We start from the raw sequence: 25,409 nt of genomic DNA on the forward strand, positions 1-25,409 counted from the left end.
ATCAAAGGTATATCAGTTAATCACTCTTGGTATTAAGCTTGCGAGTCATGAATTGCTGGTGAACCTTTTCAAGATGTGTCGAAAACGAAGAGTAAATTACCTTAGAGCTATACTTTTCAGTAAACAATGATTTTGCATTTCTGCTCATTCGATTATAAATATCGCCATCATCCATCAACTTCGCAAGGTAAAAAGCTAGTTCATCAGGTGAACTATATCTGTAGCCACACTTATATTCTGATACCATTCTCTCAGAAAGCCCATCTAACCATGTCAGTATAGGTAAACCGCTGCTAATATACTCAAAAAATTTGTTGGATAGAGAATTTTGGTAATCTGTTCTCTTTTCAATGGGCTGAATCGCAACATAGCTATTATCCCTTAACACGGTCAGCTCTCGAGAACTTATTTCTCCAGGGAAAATAATATTTTTACTGCCAGTAGATAGCCTCTTAATTTCATCTGCATACTGACCGCTGCCACAGATAACAAACTTAAGGTTTGGATGAGACGTTGCTAGTATTTTGGCCGCGTCAACAACCACAGAAAAAACGTTTAAAACAGTACTATTTAAGCGCCCTGCGAAATAGATAAACTTACTGTCACCGCTGAAGATCACCCCCTTTTTTTTCCAAAAAAGTTCTACTTCCCTTAATTCATCATCATTTAAAGTTAGAATATCTTTATGGTAACCAAGTTCGAATACTGCATCTAAGCTAGACGCTTGACGACCCGCATACTTTAATAGAAAGTCTTTATAAAAATCTGTAATGCCAACACAAGAAGTAGCAGCCATACATGCTTTTTTTAAGCTTCTTTTCATTGAGAAAATAATCGGTTTTGCTGCAAAGGACTTCCAGCCATGCAATTCATCTTCAATAATATCAGGCCACATATCCCTAGCATCCAACACTAACGGGATATCGAAATATTTAGCAATTTTTGAGCAAGCTTCAGCCATAGCTGGAGTGGGCATACTACAAACAATCAAGTCTGGTTTCGGGCTCTTTTTCGCGGCAACCATGAAATTATGATATATTAGGAAGTTGTTTATAAATCTTCTAGCAGAAACTGGCTTAGTGTATGGTATTGATGCGTGTACTGATTTTATCAAGTAGGAATCAGAAACACGATAAGTATTCGATTTGCCGCACCTAGCTTTGTTATTCAAATGATCAAAATCAGAACACCATCTAGTTACAGTATTACCAGCTTCAATTAAGGAATCTGCTAACATCGACATTCGATAAGGCCTAAAACCTTTATCTGTTGGAATAGGCTCTTCTAACTTAACTAGCCAAACATGCATAATTACTTCTAGAACTCTTTAGTGGAGCAAATGAACAGTGACAACAATTAAATAGCAATGCTCATTATTAAGTGGTCTAACAAAAACTACCAATTAGCGACTTAGAAAGTATGGGGTTTCACCACTAATTGGCAGGGCTCATTATTATTAATGCTACTGATGATCAACGAAAAACACTTTGATCATATCGATAACATAGTGAATTTGATCATCACTCAAATGTTCTCCAATAGGGAGGCTAAGTAACTGCGAGTCAAATTCATTATAATATGTTTCAGTTGAGTACTGATTTAGATAGCTGTACGCTTCTAACTTTGGTAAAGCAACTGGGTAATGGATTCCAGATTGTATATTCTTACTGGCTAAGAATTCCTTAAGTTTGTCTCGATCCGAGACTCGAATAACGAAGAGATGGTAGACCTGTTTTGCCCATGGTTTTCGAATTGGAAGCACTAAACCGTCAATGCCATTAAGCAAACTGAGATACTTATCTGCAATTTCAATTCTTCGTTGTGTCCATTCCTCTATATAGTTCAACTTCACTGACAATATTGCTGCTTGTATACTGTCTAGTCGGGAGTTGCGCCCTTCAAATTCATGGTCGTACTTAGCAATACGACCATGATTAGCAATCTTTCTTACTTTAACAGCTAACTCTTCTGATTGCGTTGTAATAGCTCCACCGTCACCATATGCTCCTAAATTTTTTCCAGGATAAAAGCTAAACGTGCCAAAATGGCCAATGGTTCCAACTCGTTTCCCTTTGTATTCTGCACCATGAGCCTGCGCACAATCTTCAATCACAATCAGATTATGTTTGTTAGCTAAAGTCATAATTGGATCCATATCACATGGATGTCCATAAAGATGAACCGCGATTATAGCAGCAGTATTGTCCGTTAAATGAGGAGTAATAGATTCCTCAGTCAACGTATAGTTATCAGGATCAATATCAGCAAATACTACTTTGTGGCCAGTTCGAGTAACAGCTTCCGAAGAAGCGATAAAACTATTCCCAGGAACTATAACTTCAGCCCCTTCAGGTAAACTGGCGGCTTCCAAAGCTATTTCAAGAGCATCAGTGCCATTACCAACTCCAATACAGAATTCACTCTCCACATATCGGCAAAATGAATCCTCAAAAGATGACAAATGCCGACCACCGATAAATGACGTTGATTCGATTACATCGTAAATAGCTTCATCTATCTCATGTTTTATTTTTTCGTATTGAGAATGTAAATCTAAAAACTTAATCATTAATGCTTCCTAATTAATTTCGCTGGGTTACCTACATATGTTCCGGGAACAACAATATCCTTGGTAACAACTGAACCAGCACCAATAACCACATTGTCACAGATGGTTACCGGTAAAATTGTAGCGTTACTGCCTACAGATACATGTTTACCAATGTAAGTGCTCCGCCATTTACTCTTGTCTCCGCCAGCAGGATGACCTTCAGAGAATAAATCATTGATGAACATCACCCCATGACCAATAAAACAGTGAGAGGCTATAGTTACAAATTCACAAAGGAAGGAGTGCGACTGGATTTTTGTATATTCACCGATACATACGTTCTTTTGAATTTCAACAAATGGCCCAACAAAAACATTATCAGATAAAGTAGCCCCGTAAATATTCACTGGCTCAACAACTGTGACATTTTTACCAAATTCAACATCTACAACGCTACTTTGCTTTTGTACAAACTTCACTCTTTGCTCTTCCCGAGTTTGCAATAATTAGGTTCAAAGCGCAGACGGACTTCTTTACCAGTTTCAATTGATTCGTAGATCGCGTTAATCAGCTCCAAGCTTCGACGACCAACCAAGCCATCAACTAGATGTTGCTTATTATTAATTATGCTATCTACAACATGTTCATAATAAGCATGATGGCCAAAGCCGTAAACATTAGGCGGATTAACCGAGAATTTTTCCATTACATCTTTATCGTCAATATCTTCCTCAAGAAAGTTCCAAACTTTCATCTGGTTAACTGCAAATCCACCAATTTCCACCGAGCCTGTTTCACCGAGGATGGATAGAGAGCCTTCTAAGTCTTTAGGTCGAACAGCGGTCGTAGCTTCTATAATTCCTAACGCCCCACTTTTAAACTTCAAAGTTACAACAGCAGTATCTTCAGCTTCAATATCTACGAGCGCTGTTCTACTGAAGGCGAAGACACTTTCGACCTCACCCATCATCCACTCTAACAAATCAACGTGATGGCTAGCTTGGTTGGTTAATACACCTCCATCCAACTCCCAAGTCCCTCTCCATGAATCTTGGTCATAGTACGCCTGTGGCCTGCACCATCTAACGCGAACAGTTCCCATGACCAGCTTACCAAATCGATTTTTTTCTAGAGCCTCCCTAGTTTTAACAACTGGGACATTAAAACGATTCTGTTTTACGACGAACAATTTGGCGCCAAATGTATCGCAAGCTTCTATCATAGCATCAGCGTCATCAAGAGTTAGAGCCATAGGTTTTTCAACAACTATATGTTTGCCATACTGAGCCAATTCGATAACGTTCTTAGCGTGATAACCACTTTCAGTTAACACAACAACGACATCAATAGTACACTCACGCATCATTGTATGCATATCCGTGTATGACGGCACATCAAACTGTGCGGATATTTTCTCCGCTTTTTCTTTAACAATATCACAAACAGCAACAAGCTGAGCGCCTTCAATTTGGTTGTTTCCTAATAACTCGGAATGCCTTTTAGCAATTCTTCCACAACCAACAAGTGCAAAATTCAACATAATTATTCCTTTTTTATTTTGGGTAAAGCCCTGCACTTCTCATTTTATTGACTAATAGTCTCAAAAACTGAACAAACGAGTATGAGTTCGGATACTCCCTAAACGATTTGACTTCATTACGCATTATATCTTCGAATTTATCTTCTGAAATCCCGAGCTTTTTGCAAACATATTCTTTATCTTGTTTTTGTAATGCCACAGGATATGGTACATTTTTGATCTCATCTAAAGCCTTACTACGCGAGATCTGGCCAGCATTGATCAAATCCGACAAATGCCCATAACGTTTATCTATGCCGAATTTTTTTGGTAAAACATAACCTTGATAGAATCTAGTATAAATAGACTCATGGTGTTTACCTCCATAATAAACCCAACCCAATTCATTCTGAAGTAAGGCCATGACTTCATCTTTGTTGTAGTCTACATAGTTTAATATTGATACAGAGCGAATGCCTCTAATAAAGTTGACATAGAAAAGAAACCCAAAATTATAGTGTGGATAAGTCGATAATTTTACGGTTCCATATTTCTTATGAATGGACTTTATAAACTTCCAATCTGAGTGACCATATGACCAGTCGGGCACAGAGATTGACTCAGTAGTAAAGTTCATTCCAGATATTATATACTTGATACCATGCTTTAATGCCTCTTGCCAAAGTAATGCATAAATAGCATGATCCGTAGGTATTTCACCATCAGGTGTAGATGCTTTCAGGAAAGCTATCTGAAGATCCTTAAACTCTTCCCAATCAACAACGTAAGTTACCAGATCTATATCAAGCTTCTTCAAAACACGTTCAACGTTTTTAACCGCTAATTCCGAGTTCCAACCGTTGTCAAAGTGAACAGCTAGAGGCCTTAATCCTAGCTGCTTAGTTAGATACGCTACATAAGTACTATCCACACCGCCGCTGACTCCTACTATGCAATCGTATTCCTTTCCTTTACCTGCCCTAGAAATTTTTCTCACAATTTCTTTAAGCTTCTCTTGAGCGTCTTCATCTTTGAATACACGACTATCAAGAAGTTGATCATATCTTAGGCAATGGTTGCAGATTCCTGAGTCGTCGAACTGAATTGAAGGATCGACGCTATTGTCCATGATGCATCGGCTACATCGTTGAAATAAAGTCATTTTTGTTAGCCTCTAAACAAGCTTTTTAATTCTTGATATTCTGGATATGTAATTAGTACGGCCCTATGTTTGCCGTGGAAAGTAAACAAGCTACCAGCTGCTACAGCAGAAGCACCTGAATCTACAGCTTCCTTAAGGTGCCGCATACTACCAGCTCCACCAGATGCGATAACTGGGATAGTAACAGCGTCAGCAATTTGTTGAATGAGCTTATAATCATACCCATTGCCCGTACCTTCATTGTCGATCGAAGTTACCATTATCTCCCCAGCTCCAGCTTTTTCAATTTGAGTAGCGAATTCTATCGGTTCTAATCCCGTATTAATAGAATTACTATGACTAAATACTTTATACTTTCCGAACAAAGATTTCTTTACGTCAATCGACACCACAATGCTTTGTGAGCCAGCAATCGATGAAGCTTCGGAAACTAACTGTAAATCATTACATGCTGCAGAATTCAAAATGATTTTTTCGACTCCCAATCGGAAAATTTTCTCTATCTGCTCTATCGTGTTAATACCGCCACCGTATGCAAATGGCATGAACGCTTGGGACGCAATGTCTGCAATTAGCTCATAATTAGGTTCTCGCCGATCCACTGTTGCGTTAATATCCAAAATAATGAGTTCATCAGCTTCTTTATCGTTAAAAATCTTAACCGCATTTACAGGGTCGCCAACATATTTATGATTTTTAAATTTTACTCCCTTAACAAGACCAGTATTCCGCATTAAAAGGGTTGGGATAACTCTCGTGGCTAACATAGTAAATCCAAGAAGTTTCTAAAAAAATGAATACCAAATTTGTGACTTTTCTCAGGATGAAACTGCACGCCTGTTATATTGCCTGACTGAACCGAACAGGTAAACTGATGACCGTAGCAAGAGGTAGCTGCAATATCCCTCTCATCGTCACATTCGACATAATATGAATGTACGAAATAGAAACGACTTTCATCAACAAACCCATTGTACAAAGAGCAATCGTGTTTAGCTGTTACCACGTTCCACCCCATATGAGGAACCTTTAGTCTCGAGTCTTCATCAAAATTGAATCGCGTTACCTTACCTTTAACTAAGCCTAATCCAGGTATACTGCCTTCTTCGCTAGATTCAAATAACAACTGCATACCCAGGCAAATGCCTAAAAAAGGAAGTTTATCTTTTAATACTAATTTTTTTATCAAAGGAGTCAAACCCGATTCATTTAGCTTCTGCATTCCGTTGTCAAAGGAGCCAACACCAGGCAAGATGATTGCTTTAGCCCTTGTAATCACTTCATGATCCGAAGTTATCGTCGCATCACCGCCTACTTTACGAATCATGTTCAGTATTGAGCTTGGATTCCCCATTCCATAATCTAATATAACTATCATAACGTTCTCCCAATCGGAAAATACAACTAGCGCTCCGTGTCACTTCGAAACAAGGGTAGACTAGATGATTTTACGTTTTTCTTAAAGCAACACTATTATAAATATCGAGGTATTTTTGAGATATATTTTCCCATTGAAACCTTTGAGCTTGCTTGGTGCAACTAGAATATCTATCAGAAAGGTCAGAATTTATCTGACGTATCTTTTGGGCTAAATCGTTAGCGTCATATGGGTTCACAGATTCGCTCACGTTTGTGTGATCGAAGTAACCATCAACACCTTGACCTTGTGAAAAAACTATCGGTAGTCCTTGTGACAATGCTTCCAAGTAGGATACGCCAAACGTCTCTCTGTATGACGGCATCAAGAAAATATTATTTTTTCGATAAATTGCCAACAGTTCATTTTTGCTATCTATCCTTCCCAAGTACTTAACAAAAGGAGGTCGATTGCTTCTAACGTATTCAAGGAATTCTTTTTCACCATCTCCACCGCTTCCTACAACTGTAAATTCAACAGGTTGAGATTTATAAAGTAACTCTAGTGCTCTAATTGAACGAATTACGTTCTTATTTTTTGATAAATCGCCAACATATAACGTCTTTATGATACCATTATTAACCAGTTTATCTTCGCATAAATTATTCAGCCAAAATTCATCTAATCCATTAGGAATAATGGATATTTTTTTAGATAATTCTTCACGCATATTTGGGGGGGCATAGTTCATCAGCACTTTTTTATAAGAAGGTGTAATCAAAATTACTCTTGACGCATTCTTTAGTATTCGTAGGCATGTAGATTTAAGGTCTGGCCGATATTTCATAAATACATTAACATCAGTATTTCTTACCGCAACGATGTAAGGAATGTCATAATTTTCTTTCAAACGCAGTGCGGCTGCTCCATCACTATAAAGGAAGTGAGCATGAGTTAAAGACACATTGTTTACACCTAGGCCTTCGACTAAATTTTTATAGACTAAATTAATCTTACTTCTAAAGAAAACACGGTGATGTTTCTTCAATATATTAGAAAAAAAGAAATCAGTATTACAGAGTTCTGAATTGATATTTCTTCCAACCTCTTCCTCAGTTCGAACCGGGACATAAACTTGTTGAGAAAGACCCAACGTATCCAGACTAGTAACTAGTCTGTTGTATATTTTTTGTTTAGAGTAATCGCTACATATATGAAGTATTTTCATTAAAAAACCTAATAACCAGTTCTAAAACTAGAGAAACACAAGCAATCTTTTTTCGACTTAGTAAAACCAAGCATCATTCCAAATATAAGGAAAGGGTACGCTCCAACAACGATTTCAGCAAAGAAAAAGTACCCTAACGAGAAAATTGAATACATAGTAAACATAGAAAACATTAAGTAAAAGACGATGCGCTCTTTCGTTTCTCTAGTCAACTTATAGAGTTTAGTTAACAGTAATGCTAAAAAACCGTAGATACAAAGAACTCCAATAACGCCATAGTTAGCATATAAATTAACTGGCTCTACTTCTACACCATGTGTAACACCATTAGCACGTTGAGCACTATTCGAGACTCCAATTAAAATATCATAAGGTTCATTCAATAAGGATACAGCCATATTTATTTGCTCCATTCGCTGACCGCCAGACTGCTCTATCAGGACATCAAACCTATAAATAATAAATGAAATTTGATCCGAAAAAAGGAATGTTCCGAAAAAGACAACAATACTAAGAAGGATGAAAGAGAAAAAACCTGACTTTAATATCCACTTTGGATTTTGCGCTAATACAAAAAAAGATAACACTACTAAGGATATAATATAAGCTGCCAATGCTGCTCTTGAACCAGAGAAAAAAACATTCAAAAAGCTAAGAATAAATAGAAGTGATGCTATGAAAAAATAACTTTTCAATTGAACATTACTAGTAAATAAAAGGAACAGTCCAGCTAAAAGTAGAAAACCGCTAAACCCTCCCCATGATATCGAATGACCACTTACGCCATATATTCTTCTATTTACATCTGCCATAGCTATTTCAAATTGAGTATCAGATCTTGGATACAAAGCAGTCAAATAATCCCCTAGGTTGTTGGGAAATACTTGCAACAATCCAACTATAAGTAAGCCAAACACTATAATAAGCATGGACTTACTTATGCTTGTTCTCTTCTTCTCATTTAAGCTGTAAAAACAATTAAAACCAACACTAAAAAAAACCAATCTTTTTATGTACTGCCAAAGCTCTGTAGGAAGGATATATTCTCCCAAGTGAGCTTTAGATTGCATCACACCCAATGGAATAAACATAACGATAAAAATTAACAAAGGGTAGACTAAAGAAAAAATTATACTAACCTCTCTCTCATTTATAGTAAAAGGTAATATAAACAAAAATAGAAGGACAGCGATATCTTCAACTCTTACTCTAACACCCACTTCAAAAAATGGTATATAAACTGATAAAGCCAGTATAATAAAAAATATATAATTTAAGCCTGACTTCTTAACTTTCATATTTAAAGCTCTTTATATTGGAGTATAATTTATTTATAATTCTTTTAAAAAACAAAAGCGAGCCGCATAAGGTAAAAAACCAAAAAAGTACAACTTCAAAAAAGAAATATTGAGCGATTAATACGTGCAATATACAGCCAAATAGCAATATCACAATAAATAAATAAACATGTAATCTAGGTACTTTTTTCCACAAATAATTTGAGCATTCTGTTTTAATTAAAAAAAACACTGCAAAAGATATAGCAGACGCAATAGCTGCGCCTTTTGCTCCATATAAAGGTATCAAAGCATAATTGATCGCTATATTTACCAATAATGCTATTACTGTCGACATTAAAGAGAACACTGATTTTCTTCGAATACCAACCCCAACACCGGTAACTTCAGAAAGAGTATAAAAGAAAGGAGCGGCCAAACATGGAATAACTATGTATTGAACTTCAACATAATCAGGAGGCAATATATACGAAATCAACCAAGAAAACATACCTAGTACACAAAATAATATCACCACTAACATAAGCAATCCATCACTAACGTTAGTAATTTTATTTACATCTACACCATCAGCAATCCATTTATAAACTATAGGAACCCAGACAGTTGTAAAAACATTTTGAAGGATTAAAGCAACAGCAGCAAAGTTTATAGCTACTGAATATATACCCAACTCTTCATATGACGACAATTCACGTAAAAAGAAACGGTCAATTGCAGTTAATCCCCAATAAGCAATACCGCTAAATATAAGAGGAATTCCATAATTCAACATTCCTTTCAACTTTTCTTTATCAATATGGCAAAATGAAGCTTTTAACAAATCATAACGAATGTTCCAAACGAGAATAAGAAAAACGATAAGCGAAGAAAAAACATTAGCAAATAACAAGTATTCGAAGCTAGCTTCTACAGAAAAACAAACATAAGAAATAATCAGCAATAACAAAAACACTTTGGGTAATAACTGACTCAAAGAGTATGCCAATGCGCGTTCTTGCATACGTAAAACCAAACCCAGAAATCTTGACAAGAACACTAGTATAATTGATAAGTTTAACAAAAATGAGATAATGGCGGATTTCTTATGAAATAAGATTTCGGACAGACTTGTCGAAGAAACCTCAAACATTAAAAGAGTTATACATAGTAATAATAGTGTAGGAGCTAGTACTGCTCTGAGCAAAGCATGCTTATCCTGAACTTCGTTATATTCTCTAACATAGGCTTGATCCAAGCCTAAGCTAAAAAGTAGAACACAAAAGCTCGTTGCGGTTGTAAGCATGGCTAAGCGCCCTATATCTTCGGTACTGTAGTACCAAGATAACGTAGGGATTATCAACACACTTAATCCAGCAGCTCCAATAGGGCCGATAGCAAATTGTAAAATTTTTTTTATTTTCAATGCATACTCATTAATAAAACATCGATAACACAAATATCTTAAAACATCTTGGAAATTGGGTAGAATACTTTACCGTGACTAACGAAATTAAATAGAACGTATTCTTAACCATTGTTAAGTGGAACTGATTACTTTAATAATCTCTTTACCTTTTTCATCTATAACTCTCCTAGACCAGTTTTCTTCAATAACGAATCTATTTATTTCCTTTTCCTCGTCTGTCAAACCTAGATCCAGAAGAGAGGGATTACGAATGAGTTCACTAACTCCGAAAATTACTGCTCCAACTCTCTTAAAAAAAAGATAAGAGGGGCAATCTTCTCGTATGAATACTTTTGCACCTAGATAAAGCATCAAAATAATATTACCGTGTGCTTGTTGCCTAACGTGATTCATGATAACAAATCCACATGAGCTAATAATATTATTGTATTCGTCTAAAGGTAAGTAATCATTTATTGGTTTAAAATTACCATTCAATACATTTGAACCATGGTTTATTACTTCTTTCTTAACGCCTCTTTCTCCATAACTTAATGGGACAACAACTTTTCGGTCTTCTAGTTTAACCTTTTTAATAAAATCGATAATATCGAAATGATTATTTGAGTACGTAGCGCTATTACCTAGCAAAATCCAATCACTCAATTTATCAAATTCACCACCATGTAACCATTTTTCTATTCCACCATAATTCCAATTTACATAGGGAGGAAGCTGGACATCTGAATTATTATCAATTAGCTCATAATCTTCATAAATAACAGGAGAGAAGTAAGATATTTTTGAAATAGCTTTTCTTTTTCCAATATTAAGAATTGATACTTTCAGAGCAGATAGCTTATTTTTAAAGTATATAACTATATCTCTGGAAAACTCTTGAGAATGTAAGCTTTTAGTTCTTGGTAATAAGCCATCAAATTTTTTCACGAGGTCATAATAATCCCAGCCCCAGCCTATCCATAGAAATTTGACATCATTGTTAGAAAGAATTATATGTCTAATCCAGTAAGGGCTTAGAGAGTGTAATACTACTAAGTCATAATCCAAAAAGCGTTGAGAGAAGTAAGGGTTTAACAAGTCAAAAAAACCAATGCTTGTGATTATATCTTTGTATTCATTTGTAGTAGGCTCGCCTAGCATATAAACATGGTTTTCAGCTAGTTTTGTAAAGGTTTCTAGAGCATAGTATAGATTATTGTTGTTAGAAGATAAGTGTAAAATTCGCAAACCACGTACTCCGATAGCACTTAGCATTTAGCATTTAGCATTAAATTCGGCATAGCCAAATCCACTCTCACCAAAACCATTTCCATTATAAAACATCAGTAATTTTTCTTTGTGTTTAATTACATGAGGGTACTCTATCATTTGTGAATCCCACCCACTTTCAGATATCGTGATTCCGGCCTTATTGTCCATACGCTTCCAATTTATACCATCTGGTGACTCAGCATAACCAATACGATAACTACTCTCTTTGTTAGTTCTATAGTCATTAAATTTACGATATGAATACCACATAAAATACTGACCATTTTTTTTGATTACAGAGGCTTTAACTATGCCTGCTTCATCATCTGATTGATAATCTATAGCTACTGTACCCTTACGTATCCAATTAATTCCGTCTGCTGACTCAGCGTACTTAATATGGTATCTTGGCTCCGATTTATCATTAATTATTCGCCACTCTGTGCAAGACAAATACCAATTTTTCCACACACCATTGTCAAACAAAACACAACTAGTCCCAGAATATTGTGGCTCAATATAGTTTCTGTCCCACAGAGGTCCTTCAGAAAATTTTTCGTAACTATTTCCTCCATCTGAACTTATAGCTAAACCAACCGAATTATGATAGGAAATTGTATTTCTTACATTCCAACCAATGTAGTACAGATATTTTTTATCGCCATTGTTAACCACCCAAGACGGCATTACACCACAGTCATCGAAAGTCCCCAGAGACCCAAGAGGCAATATGGGTTTATCCGCGACATTAACTATTTTTTTAGGGTTATCAGCCAAAACATCAATATACCCAGGGAGACTACGGTTATTTTTATCACGTGTAGAAAAATAGATTCTAAACGTATCACTTTTCGGCTGATAATCCACGACAGGAACTTGAGCATGAGATTGTGAAAAGTTAATATCACCACTCGGCTTGTAAATGTGTCCCTTTTTAATCCACCCCATAATCAGTATACCTCATAACTTAGCTTCGGACTCTTCTTAGCAGGGTTGCCAATATAAACCCCCCACTCTTGCGTATCTTTAAAGACACTTGCTCCCATAGATATTAACGAACCTTTCGCCAGACGAGAGTAATCTCTGATAGTCGCATTAACACCGAAAAAACAATAAGGTTCCACGATACAATGACCAGACAAAACCACATGCGACGTAAAAAACACATGGTCTTTAATTTCACTGTGATGACCAATGTGGTTACCGCTCCACATCACCACATTATTACCAATACTTGTAAAAGGCTGGATGGTATTGTCTTCCAAAATGAAACAGTTATCACCAATCTTCGCACCAGGAAAGACGGTCGCACGAGAACTAACATAGGAAATCAAAGAATAGCCTTTACTTTTAATTTCATTATAAATTTTTTCTCTAGAACGATTCATATTTACACCTGTCATTGGTGCGAAAAATTTATATTCTTTTGGCCCATATAAATGTTCTATACCTTCAAACGCTACTACAGGCAAGCCTTTAAATGTGTCACAATCTTTGTACTCTTTACTAACAGCAAATGCTACAACTTCATGCTCAGTATCATTACTTAAGTAAAAATGCGCTAGTTCTGCAGTGTCTTTTGTTCCGAAAATAACTATTTTTGACATTATATGAGCCTATATTTTTTAAGAAAATCATTTATTTCAGAGGGAGAATTGAACATCATAACATCGATTATTGAAAGCCAAGGATGAAACTCACTTCCAAACTGCTGATACTCGAACGAATCGGACTTAATGAATTTAAGCTCTATTCCGTTTTGGTTGAAGATTTCGTTATCGTAAAGTTCAGTTCCATTAATTGGGTTAATATATACACTGGCTTTTTCACGTAAGCATATGTCAATAATGCGCTGTTGCCCACTTAGCTCAGCGTTGTTGTAGATAGCTGAACTTAGCACTATATCGGTGCCAATTCCAAGGTATCTACAGATAGACACTATCGAGTTTGCCACAAAAAAAGACAAGTTGTTGTTATTACACTGAAAAACATCTTCGATAAGAGCATAAACTTCATCAAAATAGGGGGCCTTTTTATATGCAAGATTAATAGACTTGAGAAACTTAGTCTTCCAAAGGCTTTGGTCATTGATATTGATATCCAGTATCAATTTATTTTGACTAGCATTTTTCAAAGGTACTGATAAAAGCTTAGGGGTGCTATTTATTAAAAACCTATTACGATTAATCCAACCTCTCTTTATATAATTCACGTCATCATATATAATGAACTTATCGACAGAGTTTATCAGCTGAAAATACCCAATATAAGGCATGAAATAGGGCTGCATAATTGCTAGTTTCATTTATTTTCTTCCAATACTCGCTTGATAATTGAAGCTATCCGGATCACTTCCGTAACTTGTAGCCCTGCGTAAAGTGGCAAACAAATAATCCGATCGGATATGTCACGAGAAACCGGCATAATTGAAGTTTGACTATAAATTTCATCTAATGATGGGAAAAAGTATCTGCGAGCGTTAATACCTTCTTTCTCTAGCATTTTGAGTACTTTTTTCATAATATCATGATGTTCAAAAACGACTGGAAAGTAAGAATAGTTCTCTGAAAATACGGGGTTTAGTTTCTGAAAACTAACTGAGTCGATTAATATAGACTTATATTTTTCGACAAGCTTCTTCCGTTCTTCTATTATCGAATCAACTTCGCTAAGCATACAGAGTCCCATTGCAGCCTGAAACTCATTCATTTTTGCATTTATACCTAATGAGCTAATCGTCCCTCCCAACTCTAGACCAAAATTAATCATTTTACGTGCTTTCTTAAATAGTTCATCGTCATTTATGACTAAAGCTCCACCTTCAATCGTATGGAATAATTTTGTCGCATGAAAACTAAGAGTGCTAATATCACCATAGTTTAATAAGCTCCCATGCTGACCCGACACATCAAATGCGTGAGATGCATCATAAATAACTTTCAAATTATGTTTATTTGCTAAAGCAGATATTTTATCAACATGGCAAGCGTTTCCAAACACATGCACTGGTACTATTGCTGAAGTTCGGTTAGTAATAGCAGATTCTATATTTTCTAGTTCAATATTAAATGAATTAGGGCAAATATCTGCGTAGACAGGCTCTAGTCCCTCCCAAATCAATGAAGAACTAGTAGCTGCAAAACTAAAAGGAGTGGTGATAACCTCTCCTTTCAATTCTAATAAACGATAGGCCACTTGTAATGCCAGAGTACCATTTGCTACTAGTAAAAGATTTTTGACCCCTAGACGATTTGCTAGTAACTTTTCCAACTTTTGGTGTAAGGGTCCCCTATTCGTGAGGCAGGCGGAATCATAAATCTCGTCAACATATTGCTTAAACACATCAATATTTGGTAAGTAACTCTTAGTAACATTAATCATTTTTGATTGTTCTCTCACCCTAACTTAGCAAACTTAGTAAATAGGAGCCATAACTTGTCTTTCCAAAAAGGGCCGCTCGTTTTCGGAGCTCTATATCCGTTAACCAGCCGTTATTAAACGCGATTTCTTCAAGACAAGCGATTTTAAAGCCTTGTCTTTGCTCTATTGTTTGTACAAATTGTGAGGCCTCTAAGAGCGAGTCGTGTGTTCCAGTATCTAACCAAGCAAATCCACGCCCCAATATCTCTACATTCAGATCTCCTCGCTCCAAATAGATATTATTAATACATGTAATTTCGAGCTCTCCTCGCGATGAAGGCTCTATTGACTTGGCTATATCTACTACGTCACTATCATAAAAATACAACCCAGTAACTGCATAATTGGACTTGGGTAATTGAGGTTTTTCCTCAATGGACAGGACTCTCATATAATTGTCAAACTCAACTACTCCGAACCTTTCAGGGTCTTTCACCTGATAACCAAACACAGTAGCGCCCTTTCCTCGACTTGCAGCATTCAATAATTTCGGGGAGAAACCTTGTCCATAAAAAATGTTGTCTCCAAGAACTAAACAAACACTATCAGTACCAATAAATTCTTCACCAATGATGAAAGCTTGTGCAAGTCCATCAGGTCTTGGCTGAATGGCGTATGATATTTTAATGCCAAACTGAGAGCCGTCGCCCAGCAACCGCTGATACCCCCCAATATCTTGATGTGTACTAATAATTAAAATATCCCTCACATTAGCTAGCATCAACACAGATAAAGGATAGTAAATCATTGGTTTATCGTAAACTGGCAGTAATTGTTTGGAAACCCCTAGAGTTATTGGATAAAGGCGAGTGCCAGATCCTCCTGCTAAAATAATACCTTTCACTAGCTTAATCCTTTAATCCCAAGCGCTCTCGAGCATATGCACCATCTAAAGCACGCTGGCACCAATCCAGGTTACTCAAATACCATTCAACGGTTTTTCTCAATCCAGATTCAAAAGTTTCTTGAGGTTTCCAATCTAGCTCTCTTGCTATCTTGCTAGCATCAATAGCGTAGCGTAAATCGTGACCTGGACGATCTTTAACATATTTAATTAATCTAGCGAATCCTGAAGAGTCTTTGAACTTCCGAGAGTGTAGCCTAGCAGGAACAAGCTCTTCTAGGAGTCTGCAAATGCTCTCGACAACTTCAATATTGGTTTTTTCGTTGTGCCCTCCAATATTATAGGTCTCTCCAATTAAGCCTTGTGTTGCAACCAAGTATAACGCCCTTGCATGATCTTTCACATATAGCCAGTCACGGACTTGTAACCCATCACCATATATAGGCAAATCCTTTCCATCTAGAGCATTTAATATTACTAGAGGTATTAATTTTTCTGGAAAATGAAAAGGACCATAATTATTTGAGCAGTTCGTCACTATTGTTGGTAACCCATAGGTCCTAGACCAAGCTCGAACTAGATGATCACTCGCTGCTTTTGAAGCAGAATAAGGGCTACTTGGTGCATATGAAGTTTGTTCTGTGAACAAATCTTCAGGCCCAGCAAGATCTCCATAGACTTCATCCGTTGAAACATGATGGAACCGAAATAGCGCTTTCTTGTCTTCACTTAAGTTTTGCCAATAGCACCTCGCAGTTTCAAGTAAGGTATATGTACCTACTATGTTGGTTTGAATAAACGCGCTTGGCCCATCAATTGAGCGATCTACATGGCTCTCCGCCGCTAAATGCATCACGATATCTGGTTGATGTAGTTCGAAGAGACGCTTTAATGATAAGCCATCACAAATATCAACTTTTTCAAAAGCATAGCGAGGGGACAGCTCGACTTCAGAAAGAGACTCCAAGTTTCCTGCATAAGTCAATTTATCAACATTGACAACGTGATCCTCAGTATTCGCAATAATGTGACGTATAACGGCAGAACCAATAAACCCGGCTCCGCCGGTTACTAAAATTTTCATCTATTACAACCTAAAATTCGCCGTACCAAAACACAGCATTGATTTAACTATAAACGAATGCTTACCTGATCCTTAGGAAGGATATATTTCAAATCATAGAGAACGCTATTTTTCTTACCCAAAGCAATAATTTCTTCAGCGCCCATTCGTTTAAATTCGTCATGAGCGACGGCCAAAATTATCGCGTCATAATAACCTTTTTTAGGCTCGTCCAAGATAGAGAAGTTGTACTCTTCTTGGACTTCCTTTCTATCGCACCATGGATCATAAACATCTACATGCACGCCGTAGTTTTCTAACTCATTCAAAATATCAATAACTTTAGTATTTCGTAGATCTGGGCAGTTTTCTTTAAAGGCCAACCCCATAATCAGGACCTTTGAACCACAAACATGAATCTGTTGAGAAAGCATTTTTTTTACTAATTGAGTTACAACATGCGCCCCCATACCATCGTTAATTCTTCTTCCTGCCAGTATCATGTCGGGGATATAACCCGAAGCCTGTGCCTTATGGGTTAAATAATAAGGGTCAACGCCAATACAGTGACCACCTACTAAACCTGGTCGGAACGGTAAAAAATTCCACTTGGTTCCCGCTGCTTCAAGCACTTCGAGAGTGTCAATATCTAGTTTGTTCATGATGATTGCTAGCTCATTTATTAGTGCTATATTGGCATCACGCTGCGTATTTTCGATGACCTTAGCCGCTTCAGCTACTTTAATTGAGCTTGCTTTATGGGTACCCGCACTAATCACAGAGCCGTACAACGCATCTACAAAGTCAGCCACTTCAATGTTTGAACCAGAAGTTACCTTTAAAATGTTTGTTACGCGATGCTCTTTGTCGCCAGGATTAATACGTTCTGGTGAATATCCAGCAAAGAAATCTTTGTTAAAAACTAGCCCAGAAGTTTGTTCAACAATTGGTAAGCAAACTTCTTCTGTTGCACCAGGATATACTGTAGATTCATAAATAATGACATTATTTTCATCAATATATTCACCAATCATCTCACTGGCTTTTATCAGTGGGGTTAAATCTGGCCGTTTATATGCATCAATCGGGGTCGGCACTGTAACAATGTAGATATTGCAGTTTTTCAATTCTTCTCTGTTAGCACTGTAAGTTAAGCGGGTTGCTTTTTTCATTTCATCAGGTGAACACTCTAACGTAGAGTCATTTCCGTTGATTAGCTCGGCAACTCGTTTCTCATTGATATCAAAGCCTAAAGTTGCGAACTTTTTTCCAAATTCGATGGCAAGTGGTAGGCCAACATAACCTAAACCGATAATGCCAATTCTGGCGTTTTCCAATGACAAATTCACTGTGTTTACCCTTCTCTATGAAAGTTAAAAAATTTGTATCCCAGTCATTTCTATAACTGTGATATTTTTGTTCATTTAAAGACAACTTGAACCCACTGCCTTTTACAACTATTTGTTTTAGATACCTTACGAAATCTACTTCAACATTCATCAGAACAACGGTTCCATAATTCCCTTTCTCGGTACTGATGTTCTTGGTATTTAATCATTCTTTAGGACAAAATTTAGGCTTATTATATACTATCTTTTCTGGTAGGTTAGTAGTGGAGAGTCTCCACATTACTACATAGAGCACCCCATATTTGCAGCAGAAGCAGTAACGTAATACAAACTAGCAAAAGTACTCGAGAGAAGTAGTGTTCAAACATAAGTTTTACTTACTCATTCCTCTGTCAAATGATTGCAGGATTGGATTGGTGCAGATAATGACAAACCAGTTGGCCTTCGCCGTTAGAAACACCAAGCAAATTTCAAAAGCTCTTTCAGAGTTTTTTATTGACCCTAAATGAAAAAAGCTTTAAAGGGTATCATACCAGGCTCTACTCTTAGTGTAACATGCAAAAGATCAAAGATTAAGGCTGTTACTCATAACCATTGGTACATATGCTAGGTAATGTCCACTAGAACGATTGACCTTGTTTCTTAATCAGAGATAACCAAAATGCTATTCTTGGAATCCCTTAATTTATGTCCATCGAAGCCTTTTCATCTAACCTTTGAACCTAAAGTTAATATTGACAAATGGCATAGCTTATCAGGTGATTTTATGGTAGTTTAGATGGCTGCTGACTAGTTGGCATCAAATTCTGTTTTCCATAACTTGAGAGTATAGGTAGTAAACTTTCCAAACCGTGGATAGACTAAATGAAAGGAAGGGTTTGCGATATATGTGTTGAGTGGCTTATACCAAACAAAGGGAAACCACAATTAAAGGTGATAACTTAAATATCACACACACATAGAAGCACGTATAATCTTCATAGAATAAATCGCTTACCTTCTATTTATAAAACATGACGTTAATGTGATGCTCGATATCATCATGCACTGATAAAATAAACTATGTCCACCTATCTAAACTTTATACTCGCTCGATAATAAATAATCATAAGGTAAAAGTATGATCATCGTAACTGGCGGTGCTGGCATGATTGGCAGCAACATCGTTAAAGCACTTAATGAAAAAGGCATTAACGATATTTTGGTAGTCGACAACCTTAAAAATGGTAAGAAGTTCCAGAACTTGGTGGATTTGGATATCACAGATTACATGGATCGTGACGACTTTCTAACGCAAGTTATGGCTGGCGACGACTTCGGCCCTATCGAAGCAGTTTTTCATGAAGGTGCATGTTCCGCAACGACAGAGTGGGATGGTAAGTACATGATGCTCAATAACTATGAGTACTCAAAAGAGCTGCTACATTTCTGTTTAGAGCGTGAAATTCCATTCCTTTACGCATCTTCAGCAGCAACTTACGGCGAAACAGATATTTTCATTGAAGAGAAAGAGTACGAAGGCGCGTTAAACGTATACGGCTATTCAAAGCAGCAGTTTGATAACTATGTACGTCGCATTTGGCAAGATGCTGAAGAACATGGTGAACAACTGTCTCAAATTACTGGCTTCCGTTACTTCAACGTTTATGGTCCACGTGAGCAACACAAAGGCTCAATGGCATCTGTGGCCTTCCACCTAAACAACCAAATGAACGCAGGTGAAAATCCAAAACTATTTGCTGGCAGTGAGACTTTCAAGCGTGACTTCGTTTACGTCGGTGACGTTGCTGCAGTAAACTTGTCATTTTTAGAAAGTGGCCAGTCAGGTATCTTTAACTTAGGTACAGGTTACGCTGAATCTTTCGAAGAAGTCGCTAAAGCTGTGATTAAGTTCCATAGTAAAGGTGAAGTAGAAACTATCCCATTCCCTGAACATCTTAAAGGCGCATACCAAGAGTTTACTCAAGCCGACCTGACAAAACTGCGTGCAGCAGGCTGTGAACACAAGTTCAAAACCGTCGCTGAAGGCGTAGCTGAGTATATGCAGCTGATAAACAAGTAGCATCTACGATCCTAAATGCATACTATTAAGAGGTGGCTTATTGCCGCCTTTTTTATTCCCTTCCAGTAGATAAAGGTAAGTTGTGACAAAACCAGCAATTCTTCATATTTGTCTTTCCCAAGGTTGGGGGGGATTAGAAATGTACCCAATTAGGACAGGTAAAGAATTTTTAGAACGAGACTATAAGGTATATGGCTTATGTATCACTGGCACGCAAGTTGCTCAGGGGATGCGGGATGCGGGTATTTATACCTTTGAAATATCAGGGAAGAAGCAGCTACTAGCTTCTCAACTGTTTAAACTGAACCAATGGTTAAAACAAAGAAATGTAGAGGTTATCCATTGCCACAAATCTGGTGATATTCTTGTTTCTGCACTACTAAGCTTACTCACGAAAAGAAAAACTTTCTTTACTGAACACATGGGTGTCACTCGCCCTAAGAAAGATTTTTATCACAAGTGGGCTTACTCGCACATTGATCAGGTATTCTCCATAAGTGATGAAACTTATAAGCGCAATCTCAACGCTCTTCCCATTGATAAGAATAAAATTGCAAGACTTTGGCTAGGAACTGATATCCCAGCCCAGCCAATTTATGACCTAAGGGAAATATCTTCTATTAAGTTAGAATTAGGGATACCTGAAGATAGCACCGTAATTGGCAACCTAGGCAGAGTCTGTTCAGGTAAAGGACAGATGGAGCTCTTAGAGTCATTCAATTTACTTCAAGCCAGCTATCCTAAGATCCATTTATTGCTAGTTGGTGGATTAGATATATCTGATGGTTCTGACAACGAGTTTGTGGCTAAGCTCAAAAATAGAATTAAAGAATTAGACTTAACTCAGCGTGTTCACCTTGCTGGGTTTAGAAAAGATACTGATCGTATGCTCGCTGTAATGGATATTGTATGTTTACCTAACCACAACGAAGCATTCGGTTTAACTGCGATCGAAGCTATGGCTGCGAAGAAAGCGATTGTTGGGGCGAACACTGGCGCGTTTCCTGAAATTCTAGAGCCTGTTGGCCTTTTGTCTAACCCATTAGATCCTCAAGAGATATCCTCTCAGATTGAACAATACCTGCGTTCTCAGGAGCTAACTGAAAGAAATGCTAAGTTGGCTTTCAGGCGAGCACAGGCTGAGTTCTCAATGGCTAGTCATATATCTAAGCTGGAGCAATTTTATCAAAAGGATACAAGTGTTGTGAGATCTTCAGGGTTAAATTTAGCCATTAAACTAAGAAATAAAGTACGCATTAAGGGCGAAGGGCATTTAGTCGATATAGCCTCTACCTCGAAAATACGAAAGTGTAACATCTCAATCAAAGGCAGTAACAACAAACTCATTATTGAAGACGGTGTCAATATTCGTGAAAGCCAAATAGAAGTTGATGGGAACCATTGCATCGTTCGAATCGGAAAGGGCACCGTAATAGGCCATAGTTGTTACATATCCTCACGAGAAGACGGTACTCAATTGCTCATCGGTGAAGAGTGTATGTTTTCACGCAATGTGAAAATAATGACCAGTGATGGGCATGATATATTGAAAGATGGTGTGCGTATCAACACAGCCCAAAATATTAGTATTAGTAATAATGTTTGGCTTGCTGATAATGTTACGGTCTTAAAAGGTTGTTCTGTTGGGAGTGGCGCAATAGTTGGGATTAACTCAACACTAACCAAAGACCTCGAAGCTAATTGTATTGCGGCAGGTAACCCTGCCAAATGCATCCAAGAGGATACCATTTGGCAAGACGAGTTAACATTTTAATATAACCTCTACCCCTTCTTCTCAACTTGATGAGGAAGAGGAGCTGTTAAAATTAAACTGCCCACGATTAGGCTGAATAGATAAACCAAATGTGTGTGATGAAAAGGAATATCTGTCAAACTTGCGATGAGTATAAGACTCACTAATATTTTAGTCAGTGCATATGGTTCATCAGTTCTAGATGAACCATAGAAAGTACTTGCTAACCACCCTAATAGAAATATGACTCCAAGTACTCCATACCTCGACAGTGTATCAATATATTGATTGTGCAAATGAGGCTGCTTTGAAGCTAACCGGTTAGGTATTGTTTTGATTCCTGACTCTAAAGCTTCATCACCCATTCCAAAAATAGGAACCTCCTTGGATTTATTAAAGCCATATTTCCAAAGATCTAGTCTTACACCGATCGACGTTTGGTAATTTCCTTTCATAATAGTGTTGAATTCAGATATTGTTCTATTAAATCTCACATCTAAAGCTGGCTTAAACGCTAAATATAAGCAACCAACACTTAGCAAAGAGAACATTATGATTTTGAATATTGAAAATCTAGGGAACAGGTTTAGAAGCACATAGAAAAGAATAAATGGATATGCAACCCACACTCCCCTTACGTCTGTCAGAACAAGCGCAATTAATGCAATAATACTACCAGCGATAGCTATACATTTTTGCCACTTCAATAAGTAAACTTTTGTTAAGTATAAAGATGAAAGCGATAAAAATGCGCAGTACAAAGCATATGGAATTGGATTGGTAGCAATTCCTACACGACCAATATTCATCTCAAAATGCTCATAAAGTGCATTGAACCCGCAAATGTAAGCAGAAACTACAATAATACTGTAAAGCCAAGATCGAGGAATTCTTTCCCAAGGTATTACTAACAGGTAAGCAATACTGGTTAATAAAGTTCTCGGAAAACCAAAATTATCACCTCGCCAAAAATGCATTATGGTGAAGTAGAAAGAGATTAGAAGGCTTGAATAAAGAAACTTCCTAAAGCTCTGGTTCTGAAAGTTAGTTTTTATTGTATTTCTATAGCGAACAACACTATAAACGATAACTATAGCAGATAGCCTAGAGACAAAGGATTTTGTATCTGTGAAGTTAAATATAGATATAAGTACAACTAGAACAGGTGAAAATAGAAACATTTTTTCCAGAAAATCTAATACCTTTTTCATAAGTACGACTTGTTTCCCTTTTTCATCATGATCTTTCTGTAAAGTGAATACAGCTCTCTTGTAGGTTTTCTGTACCATGGTGGCCGAGACTCTTCACCTAGCTGAATTGTTGTTTCAAAGCTATCAGGGTTACTGACTAGACTGGGTAAAAAGATATAACTAGGCATTTCATGTATGTAGAGCGAGCCAATATAGTTATCAACAGGCAAACACCATGACTTACTACCAGACAATAGCTTAGACGCCGAGCTAGGATGAATTGCGTAAGATATCGTACCGCCAAAGTTATTCGTCATAAATGAAATTGAGTAGTCCTTATGTACTTTCTTTTCCCAGAGCTTACATTTTTTATGTTCTGACTCTAACCTCAGGAATCCAAATTCATTCAACTCCGACTCAATGACTGGTATGTAACGTTTGAATTCAGGTGAGATCATTACATCATCTTCTATGACTAGTATCGAGTTGTTAGATTTTACACATTCTTCCCAAATCAAATAATGACTTGCGTAACAGCCCATTTCACCTTTTGAAGGCATACGACCATTCGTGAGCCATAGTCGTTTAGTATAATCATAATTTTCAAACAATGGATGTGGTGGCTCAGCTCTGCCATCGACAGCATCAAAGAACTCAAACTCAATCCCAAGATCGTCAAGTTGTTTTTTAATGTACTCCCTACGTTCAGGGCTTCGCTTTAAACTGATGACAAATACTTTCACTGATTAACACCAAACTCGAAAAATTCGGTCGCTATTAGACCATATTCAAGGTGCAAATTGAACGATTTTCATAAACTCTAACAAGTACCATACTTCCCTTGACAGCGTTCACTAACATTACAATTTGGCAGCTGTATATGTTAATATTTGTGTCAACTTTGTATTTTAGTGTCTGACATGAAAATCCTCATTATCGGCCCTTCGTGGGTAGGCGACATGGTCATGTCGCAAAGCTTATATACTACTCTCAAGACTGAATACCCTGACTGTGAGATCGATGTTCTCGCTCCAGCTTGGTGTAAATCGATACTAGAGAGGATGTCCGAAGTAAATAAAGCTATCGAAATGCCGATCGGACACGGGGCGTTTGATTTTTTCGGTCGCAGAACTATAGGTAAAGAGCTAGCTACGAGTAATTATACTCATGCATTCGTGCTGCCAAATTCAGCAAAATCAGCTCTGATTCCTTGGTTTGCTGGTATTCCAGTTCGGGTCGGTTGGAAAGGTGAATTTAGATATGGCTTGCTAACGGATCTTCGTCCAGACAAACGAGTGTTCCAGTATATGGTGGAGCGATATGTCGCTTTGGCATCCAGTCATACATCTATGAGAGCTGATGTCACGCTTGAAAATTGTCCGTTACCTAAACTCATCGTCGACACGGAGTCACAACAACTCGCTCGCGAGCGCTTACAGCTTGATTCAGAGAGGCCGATCATAGGACTTTGTCCTGGTGCGGAATTCGGGCCTGCGAAACGTTGGCCAGATGAGCACTATGCACAGCTAGCCAAATACCTTATTAACAAGGGGCAGCAAGTGTGGTTGTTTGGTTCAGCTAAAGACAATGCTGTCACAAGCAAAATTAAGTCATCGTTAACAGCTGAAGAGCAACAACAGTGCTTCAACTTAGCAGGCGAAACGTCACTTATTGAAGCCGTCGATCTTTTAGCTGCGTGCCATACTGTTGTCTCCAATGACTCAGGTTTGATGCACGTCTCAGCCGCTGTTGGATGTAATATTGTGGCAATATATGGCTCTAGCTCACCGAAATACACCCCACCTCTAACGAACCAATTGGAAATGGTGCACACTGATATCGAATGTCGTCCTTGTTTTAAGCGAGAGTGTCCTCTTGGCCACCAAGACTGTTTAAATAAGCTAATGCCTTCTCAAGTCATCTCTGCTGTTAACAACTTCTTAGAGTAAAATTT

General features: G+C 37.4%; 23 protein-coding genes and 1 pseudogene. 4 read left to right on the forward strand and 20 right to left on the reverse strand.

The annotated features are described in order from the left end of the window. Positions 1 to 16 precede the first annotated feature (16 nt). The 18 genes from F0231_RS13755 to tviB form a co-directional block, all read right to left on the reverse strand. A complete protein-coding gene (locus F0231_RS13755; RefSeq protein ID WP_171760281.1) occupies positions 17 to 1,309 on the reverse strand; it encodes a glycosyltransferase in 1,293 nt (430 codons plus the stop codon). A 153-nt stretch (positions 1,310 to 1,462) separates the two neighbouring features. Beyond that, a complete protein-coding gene (locus F0231_RS13760; protein ID WP_171760282.1) occupies positions 1,463 to 2,569 on the reverse strand; it encodes a DegT/DnrJ/EryC1/StrS aminotransferase family protein in 1,107 nt (368 codons plus the stop codon). After that, entirely contained in the window at positions 2,569 to 3,030 is a 462-nt protein-coding gene (locus F0231_RS21145) for an N-acetyltransferase (protein WP_171760283.1), read from the reverse strand. Before F0231_RS21145 ends, F0231_RS13760 begins: the two co-directional genes overlap by 1 nt. Further along, the gene (locus tag F0231_RS13770) at positions 3,027 to 4,091 is read right to left on the reverse strand and encodes a Gfo/Idh/MocA family protein (RefSeq protein WP_171760284.1); all 1,065 of its coding nucleotides are present in this window, start codon (positions 4,089 to 4,091) and stop codon (positions 3,027 to 3,029) included. Before F0231_RS13770 ends, F0231_RS21145 begins: the two co-directional genes overlap by 4 nt. A gap of 13 nt (positions 4,092 to 4,104) precedes the next feature. Beyond that, positions 4,105 to 5,232, reverse strand: coding sequence for an N-acetyl sugar amidotransferase (locus F0231_RS13775; protein ID WP_171760285.1), 1,128 nt, complete (start codon positions 5,230 to 5,232; stop codon positions 4,105 to 4,107). Positions 5,233 to 5,237: 5 nt separating this feature from the next. Next, positions 5,238 to 5,999 carry an AglZ/HisF2 family acetamidino modification protein gene (locus F0231_RS13780; RefSeq protein ID WP_171760286.1) on the reverse strand — a complete coding sequence of 254 codons (762 nt, stop codon included), beginning with the start codon at positions 5,997 to 5,999 and terminating at the stop codon, positions 5,238 to 5,240. Continuing rightward, positions 5,993 to 6,610 carry an imidazole glycerol phosphate synthase subunit HisH gene (gene hisH, locus F0231_RS13785; RefSeq protein WP_171760287.1) on the reverse strand — a complete coding sequence of 206 codons (618 nt, stop codon included), beginning with the start codon at positions 6,608 to 6,610 and terminating at the stop codon, positions 5,993 to 5,995. Before hisH ends, F0231_RS13780 begins: the two co-directional genes overlap by 7 nt. Before the next feature lie 70 nt (positions 6,611 to 6,680). Then, positions 6,681 to 7,817, reverse strand: a complete 1,137-nt coding sequence (locus tag F0231_RS13790) for a glycosyltransferase family 4 protein (RefSeq protein WP_171760288.1) — start codon at positions 7,815 to 7,817, stop codon at positions 6,681 to 6,683. A gap of 8 nt (positions 7,818 to 7,825) precedes the next feature. Next, positions 7,826 to 9,115: an O-antigen ligase family protein gene (locus F0231_RS13795; RefSeq protein WP_171760289.1), complete on the reverse strand. Its 1,290-nt coding sequence runs from the start codon at positions 9,113 to 9,115 to the stop codon at positions 7,826 to 7,828. After that, positions 9,105 to 10,520 (reverse strand): lipopolysaccharide biosynthesis protein, encoded by a 1,416-nt coding sequence (locus tag F0231_RS13800; RefSeq protein ID WP_171760290.1) that lies wholly within the window; start codon positions 10,518 to 10,520, stop codon positions 9,105 to 9,107. The genes F0231_RS13795 and F0231_RS13800 overlap by 11 nt, the downstream gene beginning before the upstream one ends. A 114-nt stretch (positions 10,521 to 10,634) precedes the next feature. Further along, the gene (locus tag F0231_RS13805) at positions 10,635 to 11,777 is read right to left on the reverse strand and encodes a TDP-N-acetylfucosamine:lipid II N-acetylfucosaminyltransferase (protein WP_171760291.1); all 1,143 of its coding nucleotides are present in this window, start codon (positions 11,775 to 11,777) and stop codon (positions 10,635 to 10,637) included. Then, complete coding sequence (locus tag F0231_RS13810; RefSeq protein WP_171760292.1) at positions 11,778 to 12,722, reverse strand: hypothetical protein; 945 nt, start codon at positions 12,720 to 12,722, stop codon at positions 11,778 to 11,780. A 2-nt stretch (positions 12,723 to 12,724) separates the two neighbouring features. After that, positions 12,725 to 13,381 carry an acetyltransferase gene (locus F0231_RS13815; RefSeq protein WP_171760293.1) on the reverse strand — a complete coding sequence of 219 codons (657 nt, stop codon included), beginning with the start codon at positions 13,379 to 13,381 and terminating at the stop codon, positions 12,725 to 12,727. Further along, entirely contained in the window at positions 13,381 to 14,079 is a 699-nt protein-coding gene (locus F0231_RS13820) for a WbqC family protein (protein WP_171760294.1), read from the reverse strand. Before F0231_RS13820 ends, F0231_RS13815 begins: the two co-directional genes overlap by 1 nt. After that, entirely contained in the window at positions 14,076 to 15,155 is a 1,080-nt protein-coding gene (locus F0231_RS13825) for a DegT/DnrJ/EryC1/StrS aminotransferase family protein (RefSeq protein ID WP_171760295.1), read from the reverse strand. Before F0231_RS13825 ends, F0231_RS13820 begins: the two co-directional genes overlap by 4 nt. 19 nt (positions 15,156 to 15,174) lie before the next feature. Continuing rightward, positions 15,175 to 16,038, reverse strand: a complete 864-nt coding sequence (gene rfbA / locus F0231_RS13830) for a glucose-1-phosphate thymidylyltransferase RfbA (protein WP_171760296.1) — start codon at positions 16,036 to 16,038, stop codon at positions 15,175 to 15,177. 4 nt (positions 16,039 to 16,042) lie between these two features. Then, positions 16,043 to 17,122 carry a dTDP-glucose 4,6-dehydratase gene (rfbB, locus tag F0231_RS13835; RefSeq protein ID WP_171760297.1) on the reverse strand — a complete coding sequence of 360 codons (1,080 nt, stop codon included), beginning with the start codon at positions 17,120 to 17,122 and terminating at the stop codon, positions 16,043 to 16,045. Between the two features lie 47 nt (positions 17,123 to 17,169). Then, a complete protein-coding gene (gene tviB / locus F0231_RS13840) occupies positions 17,170 to 18,450 on the reverse strand; it encodes a Vi polysaccharide biosynthesis UDP-N-acetylglucosamine C-6 dehydrogenase TviB (RefSeq protein WP_171760298.1) in 1,281 nt (426 codons plus the stop codon). 1,120 nt (positions 18,451 to 19,570) lie between these two features. Here tviB and rfaD point away from each other — a divergent pair. From rfaD to F0231_RS20960, 3 genes and pseudogenes are all read left to right on the forward strand, one after another. Then, on the forward strand, positions 19,571 to 20,512 hold the full coding sequence (rfaD, locus tag F0231_RS13845; RefSeq protein ID WP_171760299.1) for an ADP-glyceromanno-heptose 6-epimerase: 942 nt from the start codon (positions 19,571 to 19,573) through the stop codon (positions 20,510 to 20,512). Between the two features lie 82 nt (positions 20,513 to 20,594). After that, positions 20,595 to 21,614, forward strand: a pseudogene (locus F0231_RS13850) (glycosyltransferase family 4 protein); the annotation flags it as partial. A 102-nt stretch (positions 21,615 to 21,716) separates the two neighbouring features. Further along, positions 21,717 to 22,286, forward strand: coding sequence for an acyltransferase (locus tag F0231_RS20960; protein WP_171760364.1), 570 nt, complete (start codon positions 21,717 to 21,719; stop codon positions 22,284 to 22,286). 8 nt (positions 22,287 to 22,294) lie between these two features. Here F0231_RS20960 and F0231_RS13860 read toward each other — a convergent pair whose 3' ends face one another. Both F0231_RS13860 and F0231_RS13865 read right to left on the reverse strand, forming a co-directional pair. Further along, positions 22,295 to 23,476, reverse strand: a complete 1,182-nt coding sequence (locus F0231_RS13860; protein WP_171760300.1) for an O-antigen ligase — start codon at positions 23,474 to 23,476, stop codon at positions 22,295 to 22,297. After that, the gene (locus tag F0231_RS13865) at positions 23,473 to 24,198 is read right to left on the reverse strand and encodes a glycosyltransferase family 25 protein (protein WP_171760301.1); all 726 of its coding nucleotides are present in this window, start codon (positions 24,196 to 24,198) and stop codon (positions 23,473 to 23,475) included. The genes F0231_RS13860 and F0231_RS13865 overlap by 4 nt, the downstream gene beginning before the upstream one ends. A 177-nt stretch (positions 24,199 to 24,375) precedes the next feature. Here F0231_RS13865 and waaF point away from each other — a divergent pair, with 177 nt between their 5' ends. Then, a complete protein-coding gene (gene waaF, locus F0231_RS13870; protein WP_171760302.1) occupies positions 24,376 to 25,404 on the forward strand; it encodes a lipopolysaccharide heptosyltransferase II in 1,029 nt (342 codons plus the stop codon). The last annotated feature ends 5 nt before the right edge of the window (positions 25,405 to 25,409 follow it).

Origin of the sequence: Vibrio sp. RE86, from assembly GCF_013114545.1 — a bacterium.
Classification (GTDB): domain Bacteria; phylum Pseudomonadota; class Gammaproteobacteria; order Enterobacterales; family Vibrionaceae; genus Vibrio.